Source organism: Leisingera sp. G5_S3_59_S7, assembly GCF_054968485.1.
The window spans coordinates 20,355-39,971 of the sequence record NZ_JBQKUH010000028.1; the positions used below are offsets into that span (position 1 = coordinate 20,355).

Sequence of the window (19,617 nt, forward strand, 5' to 3'; positions counted from 1 at the left end):
GATCCTGGAACAGGATCAGATTACCACTGGGAGGAAACTTCCCACTTGGCGATCAGTTCGTTCAGCGAGCCATCGTCTTTCATCGACTGGATGGCCGCATCGAACTTGCCGCGCAGCTCGGCATCCGATTCCCGGAAGCCCATGCCGACACCGCCGCCGAGCGCTTCGGATTTCTCCAGCATCACCAGATCGTCGCCGACCACGGTGTCGAGGAAGCTCTTGTCGGCCAGAACCGCGTCAGCTTCGCCATTACGCACCGCGGCGACGGTTTCTTCCGGGGTGGCGAATTCGACCAGGGTCCAGCCCTGCTCAGCGATGAATGCGGCCTGGATGGTGGTGGCCTGGGCGGCGATCACGCCGGATGCCAGGTCGACGTCAGCCGACTGGGCCACATAGGCGGACGGGTCCGGCGGCGTGTAGGGCTGGGTGAAGTCAATGACCTCGTCCCGCTCGTCGGTGATCGACATGCCGGCGATGATGGTGTCGTAGTTGCCGGACACCAGGTTCGGAATGATCGAATCCCAGTCGTTCTTCACCCACTCGCAGGTCAGCTCGGCACGCTTGCACAGCTCGTCGCCCAGCTCGCGCTCGAAGCCGTCGATTTCGCCTGCGTCGTTGACGAAGTTCCACGGCGCATAAGCGCCCTCGGTGCCAAGGCGCACTGTTTCCGCCAGGCCCATGCCCGCGGACAGCGCCAGGGCGGCGGTGCCAAGGATCAGTGATTTCATGAGTATACTCCCGTTTTTGGTTGGTTATTGGACTTGTTTGTTATTGCTCAATGCGCGTGGCGCGTCGAGGACAGGAAAGCGCGCAGCCGCTCGGAGCGGGTGCCGCCAAAGACTTCGTCGGGGGTGCCTTCCTCTTCGATCAGGCCCTGGTGCAGAAAGACGACGTGGCTGGAGACATCGGCGGCCATTTTCATGTCGTGGGTCACGATCATCATGGTGCGGCCTTCGGCAGCCAGGTCCTTGATCACCTTGATCACTTCCTGTTCCAGCTCCGGATCCAGCGCCGAGGTGGGTTCGTCAAACAAAAGCGCCTCAGGCTCCATGCACAGCGCGCGGGCAATCGCAGCACGCTGCTGCTGGCCACCGGACAGCTGGGCGGGGTAGACATCGCATTTGTCGCCGATGCCGACCTTGGCCAGGTAATAGCGGGCCTTTTCCTCAACCTCGGCCTTGTCGCGGCCCAGCACCGTGACCGGCGCCTCCATCACGTTCTGCAGGATGGTCATATGGGCCCACAGGTTGAACTGCTGGAACACCATGCTGAGGTTGGTGCGGATGCGCAGGATCTGCTTGGCGTCGGAGGGACGGCGGTTGAGCCCCTGGCCGGACCAGGTCACAGGTTCGCCCTTGAACAGTATCTCGCCTTCCTGGCTGTCTTCCAGTAGGTTGCAGCAGCGCAAAAGGGTAGACTTGCCCGACCCCGAAGACCCGATCAGCGAAACCACATCGCCCTTGTGGGCGGTGATGTCCACGCCTTTGATCACTTCCAGCTCACCATAGGATTTGTGCAGGCCGCGGATTTGCAGAACGGGCGTTGTGTCGGTCAAGGTGTCTTTGTCCCTATGAGTGGAAATCCGTTCTTATTGGACCGAAAAAAAGACCGAATGCAATGTTCAAACCGCATAAGCTGGCACCGCAGCTGCCGAAATGGCCGGTTGCGGTTCCATTTCGGACAGAGCCGTTACGTCAGCTCCGCGGTGCGGATGCGCTGGCTGGTCAGCACCGGGCCAGGCGGCGTGGGCACCGCCAGGTAGTCGCTGGGGGCGATCTGCACCAGGCCTTTCAGATGCAGCCGTTCGCGGGTGTCCGGGTCCAGCCCGCGGATGGCGGATTCGATGGCGGAAAACAGCGGCTTGGTGTCGTTGCCCAGAGCGGTGATATAGGGCAGGGCGGGCGTTGGCTCGGTGCGCTCGATCTCTGTCAGCCCGGCGGCAAAACCGTCATATTCACGGACCATTTCCCAGCTCAGCGCGTCCAGCGCGGCAAAGTCGGCGCGGCCTTCGGCAACAGCTTCGGCAGACAGCCGATGGCCGCCGGTTTCCACCAGCGCGCCGGGCAGCACATTGCGGTCGTGAAGATGCACCATCGGCGCCGCCCAGCCCGATTGCGACAGGGCTTCGTTATAGGCAAAGCAGCGGCCGGCAAAGCTGGCAAGAGGCTTGCCCGCGTCCTCCTGACGGGCAATAAAAACGCTGTTGTAATAGCCAGGTGGGCAGCCGGGCAGACCATAGTCCGGGGTGCCAACAAGCTCCACCTCGCCGTAAAGCCGGGTGCGGTAGGGGCAGCCGCAGGTCTGCGACAGCAGCAGGTCAGGGGATTTCCAGACCTCCCAGAAATCGGCGCCGCGGGTCAGCCGGTCCGGCCCGCCGCCAAGATGATCGCGGATCGAGGCCCAGAACCGGTCGTTCGCCGCAGCGGTTTCCGGGCGGTCGTACATTCCGAGATGAGCAATCATAAAGCAGCCTCTGCCCGTTTGCGCGCCTTGGCGCTGTCCACGTCCGATACTCCCAGCAGGCTGGCGGAGAGCCGCAGGAGCGCGTCTTCGTTCGCATCGCGGCGGCCGTCGGCCAGGGCCACCTGCCACAACGCCTCAATCACGCCGGTGCGGTCCTCATAGACCACCGCGTCCTTGATCGCGCGGGTAAAGCGGACGGTGTCGGGCGCCTCGGCCTCCATCGCCTCGGCCTGTTCGCGCAGGATCAGCGCGCCGCCGGTGTCCAGCCCGTAGCGGGCTTTCAGGATGCGGTCGATGCGGTCTTTCTCCACTTCGGAGTAATTGTGGTCAGAGCGGGCAATCCTCACCAGCAGCGCGGTCAGTGCCAGCCGCGCGCCTTCGTCATCCAGCGTGGCAGGTGCGGGCTCCAGCAGGCGGTGCAGAAGCTCCCTGAACATCAATGCTCTCCAGCGGTGCTGCCGAGTTTCTCCTCGGCGCGCTCGCGGGCTTTCTGGCTGTCGGCGTAGGACAGCCCCATCGCCTTGCGGGCGTCCTCGACGATGGTGACCTCGCCCTCATGGGCGCTGCCGTCGGCCAGAACCACTTCCCACAGGGCGTCCAGCGCAGCGAGGCGTTCCTCAAGGCCGGTGGTTTCGCGGATCAGCCGCCCGAAGGTGTCGGTTTCCGGCGCGGCGGCGTGCAGTTTCTCGCAGGTGGCGCGCACCTTGGCGGCCTCAATCGCGTTGTGCTGGTAAAGCCGGGCCAGAATCCGGTCGATCAGGCTGATTTCCTCCAGCTGGTAGTCGCGGTCGGACTGCGCCACCCGCACCAGCAGCGCCCCCAGCGCCAGTTCGGCGTCCGGATCGGGCAGGGCCGGCGGTTCGGACGGGCGGAAAGCTTGGAAGAATTTCTTGAGCAGGGGCATTCGGTGACCTCAGTCAGCTGCGCAGCTGGGCGCGGGATTATTCGCCGTAGCCTTCGATGATTTCCATATCACCGGCGGACACCGGATCACGCAAGGCTTTGGCGTCTTGGTAGGCCACTGAATCATAGCAGGCTTTTGCGGTTGCGAAATCCTTGAATTCGATCACCACCGTGCGCGATCTCATCTGCCCTTCGCGCACTTCCTTCTGGCCGCCGCGCACCAGGAATTTGGCGCCGTAGTCGGCAAAAACGGGACCGTTGGCGCTGACGTAATCCTTGTAGCGCTCCATCTCCGCCACATCCACATGGGCCACCCAGTATCCTTTGGGCATCGGCTGCAGTCTCCCGTCTTTTTATGGTTAAATGCAGGCTGGAACAAAAGCGCGGCAAAGACAATGGGCCGGTTGTTAAGAATTTCCCCGTTCCGCCGGAAATTGCGCTCGCTTCACAGCCTCCGCGCCGGAACGCAGAACGCCCGCCTGCAAGGCGGGCGCCTTGCAATCATGATTGCAGCAGCGGCAGGGCCGGGTCAGCCGATCTCGGCCAGGCGCGCCAGCGCTTCCTTGACCTTGGCTTCTTCCTCTTCGCGCGCGGCAAGGTTTTCACGGGCTTCTGCCACAACCTCTTCCGGGGCGGAGGCCGCGAATTTCGGGTTGTTGAGCCGCCCGCGCAGGCCGCCCAGCTCCTTGGCCAGCTTGCCCAGGGTTTTCTCCAGCCGCGCCTTTTCGGCGCCGACGTCGATCACATCCGCCAGCGGCAGGCCGAAGGAGGCGCCGGGGGCGGCGACAGAGGCGCAGCCTTTGGGGAAGCTCTCCACCTGTTCCAGCGAGGTGATGCGGGCCAGCTTCTTGATCATCGCCTCGTTCTTGTCCCAGGCCGCGCGGGCCTGATCGGAGAACTCGGTCACCACCATCGGGATCTTCGCACCGGCCGGCACATGCATCTGCGCGCGGGTCGAACGGATGTTCTCGATCGCGGTGATCACCCAGTTCATTTCGGCATCCGCTTGCGGGTTGACCAGCTCGGCGCCGTAGGCCGGCCAGTCTTCATGCACCAGCATGTTCGAACGCTTGGCAGTGTTGCCCCACAGCTCCTCGGTGATGAAGGGCATGATCGGGTGCAAGAGGATCATGCACTGATCCAGCACCCAGCCCAGCGTCTGGCGGGTTTCGGCGATCACCGCCTCATCCTCGGAGCCGAACAGCGGCTTCGACAGCTCAATATACCAGTCGCAGACCTTGCCCCAGACAAAGGCATAAAGCGCGTTGGCCGCATCGTTGAAGCGGAACGCCTCAAGGGCGGCGTCCACCTCAACCCGCACCTTGGCGGTTTCACCGATGATCCACTGGTTCACGGCCGTCTGCGCGTCTGGGCAGGCGTAGGCAGGGACGTTCGGGTCATAGACGTTGTTGAAGTGGGCAAAGTTCACCGCATTCCACAGCTTGGTGCCAAAGTTCCGGTAGCCCTTGAGCCGCTCCATATCCAGCTTCAGCACGCCGCCAAGCGCCGCCATCGCGGCGGAGGAGAAGCGCAGCGCGTCGGCGCCGAATTCCTCGATGATCTCCAGGGGGTCGACCACGTTGCCGGTGGATTTTGACATCTTCTTGCCCTTGGCGTCGCGGACCAGGCCATGCAGGTAGACGGTGTCGAAGGGGATGCGTTTCTTGACCGGCAGGTTTTCGTCCAGAACTGCCAGCTGCATCATCATCATCCGGGCGACCCAGAAGAACAGGATGTCCTGCCCGGTGACCAGGGTCGAGGTCGGGAAGTACTTCTCCATTTCCGGAGTGGTGTCCGGCCAGCCCAGCGTGCCGATCGGCCAGAGGCCGGAGGAGAACCAGGTGTCCAGCACGTCCGGGTCGCGGAACATCGGCACCTGCATCGGCCCGTCAAAGCTGCGGATCGCGCCTTCGTCCTGCACATCCATCAGCTTGACCTGTTCGGCCAGAACCTTCGCCGCTTCGTGCTGATCTGCAACGATGCGGAATTCGGTGCCTTCGGCCGACTGGAGGCGCGCCTTTTCCAGCGCCTCTTGCTCAGTTGCGGCACAGATCGGGTACCAGTCCTCCTCGCCGGGGATGTACCAGACCGGGATCTGATGGCCCCACCACAGCTGGCGCGAAATGCACCAGGGTTCGATGTTTTCGAGCCAGTGGTAATAGGTCTTCTCACCCGACTCCGGCAGGATCTTCACATCGCCGTTCTTCACCGCATCCAGAGCCGGGCCCACAACCTTTTCCGCGTCCACGAACCACTGGTCGGTCAGCATCGGCTCGATCACCACCTTGGAGCGGTCGCCGAAGGGCTGCATGATCGGCTTGTTCTCAACGTAAGGCACCTGCACCTGGACGTCTTCGCCGGTGTCCGGGTCGGTCTTGGTGACGGTCTGCATCACCGCCAGGCCTTCGCTGGTGATCTGCTCCACCACCAGTTTGCGCGCCTCGAACCGGTCGAGGCCGCGCAGGTCGTCGGGAACGAGGTTGATGGCGTCGGCCTCATTCTCTGTCAGGGTTTGCTCGCCCCTGGCCACTGCCATGGCAATACCCGCAGCCTCGGCATAGGGCGCGCCGTCGTTGCGCATCTGGCCCCTGGTGTCCATCAGGCGGTACATCGGGATGCCGCCGCGCTTGGCGACCTGGTAGTCGTTGAAATCATGCGCGCCGGTGATCTTCACCGCGCCGGAGCCGAAGTCCTTGTCCGGGTATTCGTCGGTGATGATCGGGATCAGGCGGCGGTGCTCTTTGGGGCCGACCGGGATCTCGCACAGCTTGCCGACGATGGGGGCATAGCGCTCATCCGAGGGGTGCACCGCAACCGCGCCGTCACCCAGCATGGTCTCGGGCCGGGTGGTCGCGATGGAGATATAGTCGCGTTCTTCCTCAAGGATGACGTTGCCGTCTTCGTCTTTCTCCACATAGGTGTAGGTGGCGCCGTTCGCGAGCGGGTATTTGAAGTGCCACATGTGGCCCGCGACCTCGATGTTCTCGACCTCAAGGTCGGAGATCGCGGTTTCGAAATGCGGGTCCCAGTTCACCAGCCGCTTGCCGCGGTAGATCAGGCCCTTGTTGTACATCTCCACGAACACCTTGATCACGGCGTCATGGAAGTTGGGGGAGTTCTCGTGGCCCACGCGGGTGTCGCCGTGCGCGCCCGCCATGGTGAAGGCGGTGCGGGAGAAGTCGCAGGAGGCGCCAAGGCGTTTCAGCTGCTCAACGATGGTGCCGCCGGATTTCTCTTTCCATTCCCAGACCTTCTCCAGGAACTTCTCGCGGCCCAGCTCGCGGCGCGAAGGCTGCTGGGTCTTGGCCAGCTCACGCTCGACAACCATCTGGGTGGCGATGCCCGCATGGTCGGTGCCGGGCTGCCACAGGGTGTCGTAGCCCTGCATCCGCTTCCAGCGGATCAGGATATCTTGCAGGGTGTTGTTGAAGGCATGGCCCATGTGCAGCACGCCGGTGACGTTCGGCGGCGGGATCATGATGCAATATGTGGAGGCCTCAGGCTTGGCATTTGCGCCAGCCTTGAAGCAGCCGGCCTCTTCCCAGGCCTTGTAAAGTCGGCTCTCGGCTTCGGCCGCGTTGAATGTCTTTTCCATCGCCATGCGCTCGATCCTGCGTGCGTGTAATTTCGGGTCGCGCTATCCCTTACCGAAAGGGGCGGCAAAGGGAAAGTCCCAGCGGCAACGGGGGGGGGGCGGCGGCCTGCTGTGCGTTGCATCCTTCAACTTTTATGGAACCAGCGGCGGGCAGGCGCGTTTCTCTTACACTGTGCGCCCCGCGGACCCGAGGGGGACGCACCGGTCTTTCAGGCGCCATGCAGCGGCGCCGCATCTGAAGACGCCCGGCCCTTGCTGACGCGCATTCCGCGGTACGGGCCGGGCGCACGATTTCCCCTATAGCGTATTGGCCGGCTGACAGGGTCAGCCCGTGTTCCAGATTTTGCGGCGGCGTTTCTTGACCATTTCGTTGCCCGCTTCGGTGCCGTCATGGAACGTGTTGAACCATTTGTCCCAGGGGGTCTCCCAGGTGCCATAGTTGCAGTCGAAAAACCGGTGATGCAGCTGGTGAAAGAAATCGCCGACCAGGAGCTTGGCCTTGTTGCCGAATTTCACATGCTCGAACCCGGCGTGCGATGCCGGGGCGCCGATGCCATGGTGGAACAGCAGGAAGATCGCATGCACCGGATGCGAGGGCAGCAGGAAGAAGATCACCGTGTCGAACATCAGAAAGAAGCTCTCCACCGGGTGCATTGCCAGACCGGACCAGGGGCCGGTGTTGATGTTGCGGTGATGCCAGGCGTGGACCCTGGTATAGAGCACGCCGACATGCAGCAGCCGGTGCAGCCAGTAGAAGTGGAAGCCTGCCCAGATCGGGATGAAGATGGTCATGACCGTGAACCAGACCGGGTTGCTCTCCAGCGTGATCATCGTGACCCACCCGTTGGCATAGGCATAGAGGATGAAGCTCTCCCAGAAGGTCCAGAAGGTGAGCGCCGGGCCAAGGGTCCAGAACATGTTGTCCCAGACCTGGTTATTGAAGGTGAAGACCTTGGCGCCCTTCATCATCGGGCGCATGTCATAGCGGTATTCGTCCGCCTGCGTTCGGAATTTCCACAGCACCAGGTGCAGGCCGCCCGCAACCACCATCAGGATGCAGAAGTTGCGCAGCCAGATCTCGAACACCCAGTCCCAGCTGAAGGCTGCGGTGCGGTCCAGCGAAGGCGTGAAGAACATCCAGGTGAGGATCGCAAAACCCAACAGCAGCGCCCGGAGGGCCAGCGGGTTCCAGCTTTGCAGCAGGTATTTGATCGAGGCCAGCGGCTTTACCGGCCAGTCCCAATAGGGCGCAATCCGGATTGGCAGAGGGGGTGTGAAGTTCCAGACCTTGCGTTTGGGGCGCGGGCTGTTGGCGGGACCTGTCATGTCGCGTCTCTCGTTCGTGTGGTGGATATGCTGCCGGAAACCCTAGGCGGGCGGCAGGAAAACCCAGCACGGTATGTCTTGCCGGTTAGGCTAAGTTTTGCTTAGCCTGCTGCCATGACGACCCGGATTCCCTCACTCAACTGGCTGCGCGTGTTCGAGGCAGCAGCGCGCACTGAAAGCTTTGCCCGGGCAGCGGCGCAGCTGAACATGTCGGCGGCCGCAGTCAGCCAGCAGGTGAAGGCGCTGGAGACGCAGCTGGGCACGCCGCTGTTTCACCGCCACGCCCATGCGGTGACGCTGACGGAGGCGGGCAGGGCCTATCTGCCTTCGGTGCAGCAGTCGCTTTTGATGCTGGAAACTGCCACCACCGGCCTTTTCGGAGAGAGCCGGGAGCAGCGGCTGTTTGTGCAGTCGGTGCTGTTGTTTGCCCATGGCGTGCTGGCGCGCGGGCTGCCGCAGTTTCAGGCGGCGCATCCGCAGATCAACCTGGCGCTCAGCACCGGCAACCTGGCGGCGGATTTTGCCAATCAGTTCACCGATCTGCAGATCGTCTTTGGCAACCCGTCGCTGTTTGGCACCCAAGGGGACGAACTGCAGCGCGAGGTGCTTTATCCGGTTGCCCCGCCAGAGATCGCGGCGCAAATCCAGGCGCCGCAGGATTTGTTCCGCTTCGCGCTGATTGAGGTGTCCACCCACCGCGCCAGCTGGGTGCAAGTCTTTGAGCAGTTGCGGCTGTCCCACGGGCAGGCGCGCTATTTCTTTGCCGACAATTCGTTGATGGCGGCGGAGCTGTCTGCGCAAGGATTAGGCATTGCGCTGGCACGGGCGCCTGCTTCGGATGCGGCGGTCCGGGCCAGCGGGCTGGTGCGCTGCCTGCCGGACGTCGAAGTGCCGGGGCAGGAGGCTTACCATCTGATCTACCCCGACCGGGGCGCCATGCGTCCGGCAGCCAAGATGTTCAGGGACTGGCTGCTGGATTATTTGAGAACGGCCTGACCGTTACTGTCCTGTGCGGTCCAGCTTGGTGGCCAGGTGGATCAGGCTTTCCGAGGACCGCACTCCGCGCGCTTCGGCGATACGGTCGATGGTGTCATCCAGTTCCGCAGTGCTTTGCGCCACCACCTGCGCCAGCAGATCAAACCGGCCGGAGGTCGTGTGCACCACTTCCACCCCCGGCAGCTTGCGCAGCCGCGCCAGCACCTCAGGGCCAGAGCGCGGCTCGATCGACATCAGAACCGTCGCCTGCAGAGGCGGCCGGGCGTCGGCGGAAGACTTGAGCGTATAGCCGGTGATCACGCCGGTGGCTTCCAGCCGTTCGATCCGCGCCTGCACGGTGGTGCGGGCAAGGTCAAGGCGCCGGGCAAGCTCGGCCACCGGCCGGCGGGCATTCTCCCGCAGCAGGGTCATAAGGCGCTGATCGGTGTCGTCGTTCTGCATAAGTTGCCTGCGATATGACGGAAATTTTCGTCACTATAGGCAGAGTGACGAGCGGAATCGACGGAAAACTCGCGGAAAATATGTAAAACGAATGAGGGTTACCCGATGCAGCAGATTCCCCCGCTATGGCTTTCGCCTGAATCCCACCTGGCCCGCAGCGCGCCGGATCATCCGATCCTGTATTTCTCGCCGCGGGTCCTGCACGAGGTGGCGCGGCGGTTCAGCCAGGGGTTTCCGGGGCTGGTGACCTATGCGGTGAAGGCAAACCCGCATCCGGCGGTGCTGTCCAATCTCGTGGCCGCGGGGATCACGGCGTTTGACGTGGCCTCGCCCGCCGAGATGGAGGCGGTGCGCGCCGCCAGCCCGGATGCGGTCATGCACTACAACAACCCGATGCGGTCAGAGGCAGAGATCGCCGCTGGCATCGAACACGGTGTCGCCAGCTGGTCGGTGGATGAGCTGAGCGAGCTGGAGAAGCTGGATGCGGTGCCGCGCTCCTGCGAGATCGCCGTGCGCTTTGCGTTGCCTGTAGCGGGCGCGGCCTATGATTTCGGCAGCAAATTCGGTGCTGCACCGGACGAAGCGGTGGAGCTGCTGAAACAAGTGGCTGCCAAGGGCTGGACGCCCGCCTTGTGTTTTCACCCGGGCACCCAATGCGAAGATGAGACGGCCTGGGTCGAATATGTCCACGCGGCAAAACGGATTGTCGGTGCGGCTGGGGTGCAGATCGCGCGGCTGAATGTGGGCGGCGGTTTTGCCGCCAACCGCGACGGCGTGGCGCCGGATCTGGAGAAGGTCTTTGCCGCCATCGGCACCGCGGCGGACCAGGCGTTCGGCACGGACAAGCCCACGCTGATCTGCGAGCCGGGCCGGGCGATGGTGTCAGAAAGCTTTACCCTGGCCGCGCGCATCAAGGGGATGCGCAAGGACGGCGCGGTGGTGTTCCTGAATGACGGCATCTATGGCGGGCTGGTGGATATCCGCGACATGGGCCTGCCGGGGCGGGTGGAGGTCGTGGCCTCCGACGGCACCCACCGCAGCGGTATCCGCAAGCCGCGGGTGGTGTTCGGTCCGACCTGCGACAGCCTTGACCGGCTGCCGGACGGGCTGCCGCTGCCTTGCGATTGTGCGTCGGGGGACTATGTGCTGTTTCCAGGGCTAGGCGCCTATTCCTCTGCCATGAGCACGCAGTTCAACGGTTATGGCCTGTCTGACGTGGCGACGGTGATTGAGCTGGCTGGACAAGCGGCCAGCTGACAGTAGTCTCGCCCCCGCAACAGCAGCCAGCGCGGACAGGGGGCGAGCATGGAAAAATTCGGGAAAAGCCAGCCGGTGAAACGGGTCGAGGATGTCAGGTTCCTGACCGGCCAGGGCCGGTACATCGAGGATGCCGCCCCGGCGGATGCGTTGCGTGCCTGGGTGCTGCGCAGCCCGGTGGCCCATGGGGTGATCACCGCGCTGCACACAGAGGATGCGCTGGAGGCCGAGGGCGTCCATGCGGTGATCACCCTGGCGGAGCTTGAAGCCGCGGGCATCAGCGTCTCGATGGATGGCACCACGGTGAAGAATCGGGATGGCACCAGTGGCGCATCGCCGGAACGCCCGATGCTGGCCCGCAACAAGGTCCGCTATGTCGGAGAGCCGGTGGCCGTCGTCGTGGCTGAAACGCTGGATCAGGCCCGCGACGCGGGTGAGCTGATCGAGTTGGAGATTGATGACCTGCCGGTCAAGCTCGACCTGATGCCCGGCGGTGAGCCGCTGCACGGCAGCGTGCCGGACAACAGGGCCTTCGACTGGGGCATGGGGGATGAAGCGGCAACTGAAAAGGCGTTCCGCACCGCCGCCCATACCGTCGCGCTGCAGGTCGAAGACAACCGGATCATGGTCAGCACCATGGAGCCGCGCGGCTGTTTTGCCGAATGGCAGCAGGGGCGGCTGCATTTCACCTTCGGCGGTCAGGGGGTCTGGGGCATGAAAAGCCAGCTGGCCGCCAAGCTGGGGCTGAATGAGGATGACATCAGGGTCACGACGCCGGATGTCGGCGGCGGCTTCGGCATGAAGGCTTTTGCCTACCCTGAGTATTTCGCCGTGGCCCATGCCGCCACGGTGCTGAGCCGTCCGGTGTTCTGGATGTCGGACCGCAGCGAGGCGATGCTCAGCGACAACGGCGGCCGCGATCTGACCTCGCTGGCGGAGCTGGCCTTTGACGAAAACCTGAAGATCACTGCCTACAGGGTCTCCACCCGCTGCAACCTTGGCGCGTACAATTCCCATTTCGGCCAGCCGATCCAGACTCAGCTGTTCAGCCGGGTGCTGGCGGGGGTTTACGACATTCAGACCGCCTGGCTGCAGGTGGAGGGGATCTATACCAACACCACCCAGGTCGATGCCTACCGCGGCGCCGGGCGGCCGGAGGCGATTTATGTCCTGGAACGCGTGATGGACCGGGCCGCGCGCGAATTGGGCGTGGACCCGTGGGAGCTGAGGCGGCGGAACTTCATTCAGTCCGGCGCGTTTCCGTACGACACCGTGACCGGAGAGACCTATGATGTGGGTGATTTTAATAAAGTCCTGAGCCGCGCCGCGCAAGAGGCTGATCTTGCAGGATTCGCAGCCCGCCGGGCCGAAGATGGTAAACGCGGCAAGTTGCGGGGCGTTGGGCTTTGTTACTATATCGAAAGCATTTTGGGTGATCCTTCGGAAGGCGCGGAAGTGGAGTTTCTGGAGGACGGCCGAGTGAACATCTATGTCGGCACGCAGAGCAACGGACAGGGGCATGAAACCGTCTATGCCCAGTTCCTGGCCGACCAGAGCGGAATTCCTGCGGAAATGATCCAAGTGATCCAGGGCGACAGCGACCGCATTGCCCAGGGCGGCGGTACCGGCGGGTCACGCTCTGTCACCACCCAGGCCAACGCGACGCTGGCCGCAGTTGAAACCATGATTGCCGCCTTTACCCCCTTCCTGGCGGAGGAGATGGGGGTGGCGGAGGAGGCCGTCGCATTCGACGGCGAAACCTTCCGCGCACCCGGGTCGAACCTGACGCCCACCATGCTGGAAGCGGCAGAGATGGCCCGCGCGCACGGGCGGATCGATCTGCAGCGTCACGCGGCGCGGGCCCGGCTGCCGGGACGCTCGTTTCCGAACGGCGCCCATGTTGCCGAGGTCGTGATCGATCCGGAGACTGGGAATTCCGCTGTGGAGCGCTACACTGTAGTTGACGATTTCGGTAATCTGATCAACCCGGTGCTGGCTGAAGGCCAAGTGCATGGCGGGGTGGCGCAGGGGCTGGGACAGGCCATGCTGGAGCGGGTTGTCTACGATGAGGACGGGCAACTGCTCACGGCTTCGTTCATGGACTATGCCTTGCCGCGGGCCAGCGGCGTCCCCATGATTGGATTCACCTCCGAGCCGGTGCCTTCGACCCAGAACCCGATGGGGATGAAGGGCTGCGGCGAGGCGGGCACCGTCGGCGCGCTGGCAGCGGTTGCAAACGCGGTGCAGGACGCGGTCTGGGACCGCGGCGTGCGGCAGGTGGATATGCCGTTCACCCCGCTGAGGATTTGGGAAGTGCTTAGGGATGTTTCTGCGGCAGCTGAGTAAAAGGGTTTTAGGGTGGCTGGGACGGCCGCTGCGCTCGGAACATTCCGGCGAAACCAAGCTGCGCGGGCCGCAAGCCCATGTGATCATCCTGGACGGCACCATGTCGACGCTGGAGGAGGGGCACGAAACCCATGCCGGTCAGTTGTACCGGCTTTGCAGCCAGACCAGCGGGCAGGTTTCGGTCTTCTATGAATCCGGCGTCCAGTGGAAGGGCTGGGGCAGCGCGCCCGATGTGATGATGGGGCGCGGCATCAACCGCCAGATCCGACGCGCCTATGGCTATCTCGCCTCGCGCTACCGGCCGGGCGACAGGATCTATCTGTTCGGCTATTCCCGCGGCGCCTATGCGGTGCGGTCGCTGGCCGGGGTGATCGACCGGATCGGCCTGCTGAAGCCGGAGCACGCCACTGTGCGCAACATCCGCACGGCGTACCGCCATTACCGTCTGAACGGACGCTCCAAGACCGGCGCCGCCTTTACCAAGGCGCATTGCCACGATGAGGTCGGGATTGAGATGGTCGGCGTTTGGGACACGGTCAAGGCGCTGGGCCTGCGGCTGCCGCTGCTGTGGCGCTGGGCGGAAAACCGGCACAATTTCCACAACCATGAATTGGGCCCCCATGTTAAAAGCGGCTATCACGCGCTGGCGCTGGATGAGACCCGCGATGTGTTCAAACCGGTACTGTGGGATTGCCCCAAGGGCTGGGACGGGCATGTGGAACAAGTCTGGTTCCGCGGCGCTCATGGTGATGTCGGTGGTCAGCTGGGGGGGTATGAAGAAGCCCGGCCGCTGGCCAATGTCTCTTTGATCTGGATGCTGGAAAAGGCGGAGGACCGCGGCCTGCCGCTGCCCCTGGACTGGCGGATGCGGTTTCCGGTGGACCCGAATGCGCCGTCGGTCGGCACTTGGCGCGGCTGGGGCAAGATCTTTCTGCTGCGCAGCCGCCGCCGGGTCGGGCTGGACGGCAGCGAACGGTTGCACAGCAGCGTCGATGCAGGAAAACGGAACACCGCTTCCTCTGGCGGCTGGCTGGCGATGTTCTCCAAGACTTGAGGCTGAGCGGGGGCTCAGCTGTTTCCCAGCGCTTTTAGAAGGTGTTTGTGCCGCCGGTCCGGCCAGAAGCGGCCAATCGTGATGCCGTCAGCCCGTGGCGCTGCGCTGCTCCAGCGCCTGGCGCAGGCGTTTCAGCGACATGGCGACGATCAGCTTGTGGGCGGGCCGGACCGGGATCATGTAAGCCCGGCCGAACATGTTGTGTGTCTTGACGGATGAGGTCACGGACAGAATGCCGTTGCTGCTGGACAGGCAGGTCATCACGTCCAGATGCCTGTCCCGCACGGTCAGAGTCAGGAGTGTGTCCGACACGGCCTCCACCAGGAAGAAATCCAGCTTGTCACCGGTCTGCACGTCTGTGTGCGGCTTGCTGGAAATGCCGCCGATGCGTTTGACGCCGAAACACGCGGATACCGCGTCGCGCAGTTTGAACGCCAGTTTCAGGCCCGGCAGCGGCCGGGCGTGCATCAGGGTCCAGGCCTCCAGCGGGGTGATCTGCACCGGCAGGACAATGGATTGCGTATCCAGGAAATCCAGTTCCGCGGCGGGGGCCAGGACTTGAATGCGGGCGGTGGCAGCCCGCGCGAGTGAGGTTGGCGCCATGGTCGGCCCTTCCGCTGCTTGTCAGTTTACTGCCTTGAAGATAATTGGAAAAAGGCGGCTGGCAAGGCGTGGGGCAAAACCCTGCAACCCGTTTCAGGCAATTTTCATCACAATGCAGGTGGTGGACCCGGTTGCGTAAAGCCGACCGTCTTCGACCCCGCGAAGCTCACCATGCGCCACGCCGGTGGAGCGGCCCGCATGGTCGACGGTGCCGGTGCAGCCGATCAGTGTGCCCAGCGGGATCGGCCGCAGGATGTTGATCTTGAATTCCAGCGTTGTGTAGACCGACCCCAGCGGCACCTTGGTCATCACTGCGCAGGCCATGGCGCTGTCCAGCAGCGTGCCGTACCAGCCGCCATGCACGGTGCCCATCGGGTTGGTGACGTGGAATTCGGGGGTGCCGCGGAACACGACCCTGCCTTCTTCGACCGCGTGCAGGTAATACCCCAGCGTCTTGGCAATCGGCGGGCCGGGCAGGCGGCCCTCCAGAATGCCTTGCATGAAATCGAGGCCGGAGATCCGGGCAATCTGCTCTATCGTCAGCAGGTCGGAGGGCTGTTTGGCGTAGAACATGGCGCGCGGGTCCTTGGCAGGGGTGTTCCCCGCATTAGAAACCGCACGCCAGGGCCTGCAAGGCTTACGCCACGTTCTCCAGCGCGACCTTGGGAGTGACGCCCAGGGCAAAGCAGACGTCGCGGGTCAGTTCCGGCCGGTTCAGCGTGTAGAAATGCAGCTTGTCGACGCCGCCCTCCAGCAGGTCCGAGCACAACTCGGTGCACAGCGCGGTCGCCAGCAGGTCTTCGCGGCCGTCGCGCAGCGCCTTGTCAAAGGCGTTTTCGACCCAATCCGGGATGACGGTGCCGCAGCGCTTGGCGAAATTCCGGGCGCCTTTCCAATTTTCGATCGGCAGGATGCCGGGCGTCAGCTTGCTGCCGTCGATCCCCGCCTTTTCGCAGGCGTCGCGGAAGCGGAAGAAGGTTTCCGCCTCAAAGAAGAACTGGGTCAGTGCCTCATCAGCGCCGGCATCCAGCTTGCGCTTCAGCCATTCCACATTGGCGTCCTGGCTGGCAGCCTCCGGGTGGCAGTCCGGGTAGGCGCCAACGCGGATGGTGAAGCCGCCGCGTGCCGCCAGACCCTTGATCAGCTCCACCGAGTCGGCAAAGCCTTCGGGGTGCGGCGTGAACTTGCCCTCGCCCTTGGGCGGGTCGCCGCGCAGGGCGACGATCTCGGTCACGCCAGCCTCGGCAAACTGGTCTGCGATCTCCAGCGTTTCCGCCTTGGAGGCATTCACGCAGGTCAGGTGCGCAGCCACATTCAGGCCGGAGGAATTGTGCAAGGTGTCCACCGCATCGCGGGTCAGCGTGCGGGTGGTGCCGCCTGCGCCATAGGTCACAGAAACAAAACGCGGATCCATCGGGGCGAGGACCTGCACGGTGTCCCAAAGCCGGAAGGAGGCTTCGAGATTTTTCGGCGGAAAGAATTCGAAGGAAATCTTGGGCGTCGTCATCTCAGGTCTCTCGCTAGGTTTATGTCTGCCCTTGTTGCACGCGCAGCATTGTGAGACAATTTCATAATACTCAAGATTAACATGAGCGATCTGATAGGATGCATATAGAATTCCGCCACCTCCGCACCATCAAGGCCATCCATGAGGCCGGCGGTCTGGCCCGGGCTGCCGAGCAACTGAACATTACTCAAAGCGCGCTGAGCCATCAGGTGAAGGGGCTGGAGGATCAGGCCGGAGTGGAGCTGTTCATCCGCCGCTCCAAGCCGATGAAGCTGTCCCCCGCGGGCCTGCGGCTGTTGCGCCTGGCGGACCAGGTGTTGCCGCAAGTGGAGGCCGCGCAAGCAGAATTCTCCTCTCTGCGCGACGGCAACACGGGCCGCATGCACATCGCCATCGAATGCCACGCCTGTTTTGAATGGCTGTTCCCGGTGCTGGAGGGCTTTCGCAAGAACTGGGGCGATGTGGATGTGGATATCCGGCCAGGGCTGGCCTTTGACGCTTTGCCTGCGCTGGTGAAAGAAGAAGTGGATCTGGTGGTTTCTTCCGATCCGGAAGACATCAACGGCGTCGAGTTCATCGAGCTGTTTGACTACAATCCTGTCTTTGTCGCTTCGGCGCAGCATCCGCTGGCCGCGAAACCCTATGTGGAGGCAGAGGATTTCATCGGTCAGAACCTGATCACCTACCCGGTGGACAAGACCCGGCTGGATGTGTTCAGCCAGCTGCTGATTCCCGCCGGTGTGGAGCCCGCCTCGATTCGGCAGGTGGAGCTGACGGCGGTGATCCTCTTGCTGGTCGCCTCCAACCGCGGGGTTTCCGTGCTGCCGGACTGGGTGGTGCGGGAGGTGAAATACTCCTCCGATTACGTGACCCGGCCGCTGACCAAATCAGGCATCACCCGCAGCCTTTACGCGGCAATCCGGACCGAGGACCGCGGGAAACCCTTCATGCAGGAACTGATCCGTCTGGCCAAGGTCGAGGCGCGCAAGCTGCAGCATCAATAGATACTGCCGCCGGAGAGGCGCGGAACGGCCTGCGCCGGTCCGGCGCCTGTGCCCGCTCCGCGCGGTTGCGTGATCCGGCAGGTGCCGGCACGCGGCTCAGACCAGCTTGACGATCTGCTTGCCGGTATTGCCGCCCTGCATCATCGACAGGAAGGTCCGGGGGGCGTTTTCCAGCCCCTCGGCGATATCCTCCAGATACTTGATGTCACCGCTGGCGATCCCGGGGCCCACTTCGCCCAGGAAATCGCCGTAACGGTCGTAGTGGTTGAAGATGATGAAGCCGTTCACGGACAGGAACTTGGTCAGCACCGACCGCCAGATCGCGGGCGCAGTCAGGTCGGTTTCAGCGCTGTTGTACCAGGCGATCATGCCGCAGACCGGGATGCGGCCGAAGTTGTTCATCAGCGGCAGCACCGCCTCCAGCACCTTGCCGCCGACGTTTTCGTAATAGATGTCGATACCGTCGGGGCATTCCGCCGCCAGCGCCTCGTTCAAGCCTTCGGCACTGGCATAGGCGCGGTGGTCGAGGCAGGCGTCAAAGCCGAAGGTGTCCACCGCCAGCTTGCATTTGTCGGCACCGCCGGCGATGCCCACCACCCGCAGGCCCTTCTGTTTTGCGAGCTGTCCCACCATCGAGCCGACCGGGCCGGTGGCGGCGGCAACCACCAGGGTTTCGCCCGCCTGCGGGCGGCCATAGGCGTCCAAGCCATGCCAGGCGGTAAACCCCGGCATGCCCAGAGCGCCAAGCGCGGTTGTGAGCGGCGCCATATCCGGGTCCAGCTTGCGGATGTCGGAGCCCTGCGCGCAGGCGTGGCTGGCCCAGCCGAACGCGCCAAGCGCAAAGTCGCCGGGCTGGAAATCCGGGCTGTTGGAGGCAATCACCTCGCCCACGCCGCCTGCGGTCATGGTTTCGCCGATTTCAACCGGATCGGCATAGGATTTGCCCGCGTTCATGCGTCCGCGCATGTAGGGGTCCAGCGACATATAGTGAACCCTTACAAGCACTTCGCCCTCTTCCGGCTGGGGCATGTCCACGCTCTCCAGGCGAAAATTTTCCTCGCTGGCCTGGCCTTCGGGGCGGCTGGCCAGCACGATACGCTGCATCTGGTCGGGCATGGGAGTTCTCCTGTCATTGCTGCTGTTGAGACTGGGCCCCACAGGAGCGGAATTCAACCGCTTACCGGGCCGTAACCGCGCGTCAGAGCGGCTGCCCTCTTGCCGGCAAAGCCCCTTGGCAATCGGGGGCAGGGGGCGTATAGGCACGGTTTGACCCGGCATCTCCCCGACGTGACAGGATTCTGCAGACATGATTGGCAGCGCAAACCTCAATGTGATGATCAAAGCCGCCCGAAAGGCCGGCCGTTCCCTGGTGAAAGACTTCCGCGAGGTGGAAAACCTGCAGGTGTCGATGAAAGGCGCGGGCGACTTTGTTTCCAAGGCTGACATCGCTGCCGAGAAGATCATCAAGGAAGAGCTGCGCAACGCCCGCCCGACCTATGGCTGGATCGCGGAAGAGGGCGGCGAGATCGAAGGTGAAGACCCGACCCGCCGCTGGATCGTCGACCCGCTGGACGGCACCACCAACTTCCTGCACGGGCTGCCGCACTGGGCGATCTCCATCGCGCTGGAGCACAAGGGCAAGATCGTCGCCGGCGTGGTCTATGACGCCGCCAAGGATGAGATGTTCTTTGCCGAGAAGGGTGCCGGTGCCTGGATGAACGACACCCGTATTCGCGTGTCGGGCCGCCACCGGATGATTGAGTCAATCTTTGCCACCGGCGTGCCGTTCGGCGGCCGCGCCGACCTGCCGCTGACGCTGCAGGATCTGGCCCGCCTGATGCCCGCCTGCGCCGGCGTGCGCCGCTGGGGCTCTGCCGCGCTGGACATGGCCTATGTGGCGGCAGGCCGTTACGAGGGCTTCTGGGAGCGCCGCCTGAACTCTTGGGACCTGGCCGCAGGCATCATCATCGTGAAAGAGGCCGGCGGTCTGGCCGAGGCGATCGACCCGGATGCGGGCATCATCGACAGCGGCTCTGTTGTCTGCTCGAACGAGCCGATCTTTGAGAACTTCGCCAAGGTGATCCGCGGCTGAACCGGCCTGAGAAAATGAGACTTTTAAGCG

At 63.6% G+C, this 19,617-nt stretch carries 19 protein-coding genes; 6 read left to right on the plus strand and 13 right to left on the minus strand.

The features are described from left to right. Positions 1 to 20: 20 nt before the first annotated feature. The 8 genes from ACTRWG_RS13440 to ACTRWG_RS13475 all read right to left on the minus strand — a co-directional run bounded on the left by ACTRWG_RS13440 (position 21) and on the right by ACTRWG_RS13475 (position 8,287). Entirely contained in the window at positions 21 to 728 is a 708-nt protein-coding gene (locus ACTRWG_RS13440; protein WP_259972234.1) for a transporter substrate-binding domain-containing protein, read from the minus strand. 47 nt (positions 729 to 775) lie between these two features. Then, positions 776 to 1,555 carry an ABC transporter ATP-binding protein gene (locus ACTRWG_RS13445; RefSeq protein ID WP_259958951.1) on the minus strand — a complete coding sequence of 260 codons (780 nt, stop codon included), beginning with the start codon at positions 1,553 to 1,555 and terminating at the stop codon, positions 776 to 778. A 134-nt stretch (positions 1,556 to 1,689) separates the two neighbouring features. Continuing rightward, the gene (locus tag ACTRWG_RS13450) at positions 1,690 to 2,463 is read right to left on the minus strand and encodes a phosphate/phosphite/phosphonate ABC transporter substrate-binding protein (RefSeq protein WP_462829441.1); all 774 of its coding nucleotides are present in this window, start codon (positions 2,461 to 2,463) and stop codon (positions 1,690 to 1,692) included. Then, positions 2,460 to 2,900, minus strand: a complete 441-nt coding sequence (locus ACTRWG_RS13455; RefSeq protein ID WP_027238071.1) for a tellurite resistance TerB family protein — start codon at positions 2,898 to 2,900, stop codon at positions 2,460 to 2,462. Before ACTRWG_RS13455 ends, ACTRWG_RS13450 begins: the two co-directional genes overlap by 4 nt. Then, positions 2,900 to 3,361: a tellurite resistance TerB family protein gene (locus ACTRWG_RS13460; protein ID WP_027238070.1), complete on the minus strand. Its 462-nt coding sequence runs from the start codon at positions 3,359 to 3,361 to the stop codon at positions 2,900 to 2,902. The genes ACTRWG_RS13455 and ACTRWG_RS13460 overlap by 1 nt, the downstream gene beginning before the upstream one ends. Positions 3,362 to 3,404: 43 nt before the next feature. Then, a complete protein-coding gene (locus tag ACTRWG_RS13465) occupies positions 3,405 to 3,698 on the minus strand; it encodes a DUF1330 domain-containing protein (protein ID WP_027238069.1) in 294 nt (97 codons plus the stop codon). A gap of 197 nt (positions 3,699 to 3,895) precedes the next feature. Next, a complete protein-coding gene (locus tag ACTRWG_RS13470) occupies positions 3,896 to 6,967 on the minus strand; it encodes a valine--tRNA ligase (protein ID WP_027238068.1) in 3,072 nt (1,023 codons plus the stop codon). Positions 6,968 to 7,285: 318 nt separating this feature from the next. After that, positions 7,286 to 8,287, minus strand: coding sequence for a sterol desaturase family protein (locus ACTRWG_RS13475; RefSeq protein WP_027238067.1), 1,002 nt, complete (start codon positions 8,285 to 8,287; stop codon positions 7,286 to 7,288). 114 nt (positions 8,288 to 8,401) lie between these two features. Here ACTRWG_RS13475 and ACTRWG_RS13480 point away from each other — a divergent pair, with 114 nt between their 5' ends. After that, entirely contained in the window at positions 8,402 to 9,283 is an 882-nt protein-coding gene (locus ACTRWG_RS13480; protein WP_027238066.1) for a LysR family transcriptional regulator, read from the plus strand. 3 nt (positions 9,284 to 9,286) lie between these two features. On the opposite strand, the gene ACTRWG_RS13485 is transcribed toward ACTRWG_RS13480, so the two are convergent. Further along, a complete protein-coding gene (locus ACTRWG_RS13485; protein ID WP_027238065.1) occupies positions 9,287 to 9,724 on the minus strand; it encodes an Lrp/AsnC family transcriptional regulator in 438 nt (145 codons plus the stop codon). Between the two features lie 105 nt (positions 9,725 to 9,829). Between ACTRWG_RS13485 and ACTRWG_RS13490 the strand changes: the two genes are divergently transcribed. The 3 genes from ACTRWG_RS13490 to ACTRWG_RS13500 are packed head-to-tail and all read left to right on the plus strand — an operon-like array spanning position 9,830 to position 14,381. Beyond that, a complete protein-coding gene (locus ACTRWG_RS13490; protein ID WP_027238064.1) occupies positions 9,830 to 10,981 on the plus strand; it encodes a type III PLP-dependent enzyme in 1,152 nt (383 codons plus the stop codon). Between the two features lie 48 nt (positions 10,982 to 11,029). Then, positions 11,030 to 13,327, plus strand: a complete 2,298-nt coding sequence (locus tag ACTRWG_RS13495) for a xanthine dehydrogenase family protein molybdopterin-binding subunit (protein WP_027238063.1) — start codon at positions 11,030 to 11,032, stop codon at positions 13,325 to 13,327. Further along, a complete protein-coding gene (locus ACTRWG_RS13500; protein WP_027238062.1) occupies positions 13,305 to 14,381 on the plus strand; it encodes a DUF2235 domain-containing protein in 1,077 nt (358 codons plus the stop codon). The genes ACTRWG_RS13495 and ACTRWG_RS13500 overlap by 23 nt, the downstream gene beginning before the upstream one ends. An 87-nt stretch (positions 14,382 to 14,468) precedes the next feature. Here ACTRWG_RS13500 and ACTRWG_RS13505 read toward each other — a convergent pair whose 3' ends face one another. The 3 genes from ACTRWG_RS13505 to ACTRWG_RS13515 all read right to left on the minus strand — a co-directional run bounded on the left by ACTRWG_RS13505 (position 14,469) and on the right by ACTRWG_RS13515 (position 16,491). Then, positions 14,469 to 14,984, minus strand: coding sequence for a DUF2867 domain-containing protein (locus tag ACTRWG_RS13505; protein WP_036798024.1), 516 nt, complete (start codon positions 14,982 to 14,984; stop codon positions 14,469 to 14,471). Positions 14,985 to 15,077: 93 nt separating this feature from the next. Beyond that, on the minus strand, positions 15,078 to 15,557 hold the full coding sequence (locus ACTRWG_RS13510; protein WP_027238060.1) for a PaaI family thioesterase: 480 nt from the start codon (positions 15,555 to 15,557) through the stop codon (positions 15,078 to 15,080). 64 nt (positions 15,558 to 15,621) lie between these two features. Beyond that, a complete protein-coding gene (locus ACTRWG_RS13515; protein ID WP_027238059.1) occupies positions 15,622 to 16,491 on the minus strand; it encodes a methylenetetrahydrofolate reductase in 870 nt (289 codons plus the stop codon). 98 nt (positions 16,492 to 16,589) lie between these two features. Between ACTRWG_RS13515 and ACTRWG_RS13520 the strand changes: the two genes are divergently transcribed. Next, positions 16,590 to 17,495 (plus strand): LysR family transcriptional regulator, encoded by a 906-nt coding sequence (locus ACTRWG_RS13520; RefSeq protein WP_027238058.1) that lies wholly within the window; start codon positions 16,590 to 16,592, stop codon positions 17,493 to 17,495. 96 nt (positions 17,496 to 17,591) lie between these two features. Here the strand turns inward: ACTRWG_RS13520 and ACTRWG_RS13525 are convergent, their stop codons facing one another. Next, entirely contained in the window at positions 17,592 to 18,611 is a 1,020-nt protein-coding gene (locus ACTRWG_RS13525) for an NADP-dependent oxidoreductase (protein WP_027238057.1), read from the minus strand. A gap of 190 nt (positions 18,612 to 18,801) precedes the next feature. Between ACTRWG_RS13525 and ACTRWG_RS13530 the strand changes: the two genes are divergently transcribed. Then, entirely contained in the window at positions 18,802 to 19,587 is a 786-nt protein-coding gene (locus ACTRWG_RS13530) for an inositol monophosphatase family protein (protein WP_027238056.1), read from the plus strand. Positions 19,588 to 19,617 lie beyond the last annotated feature (30 nt).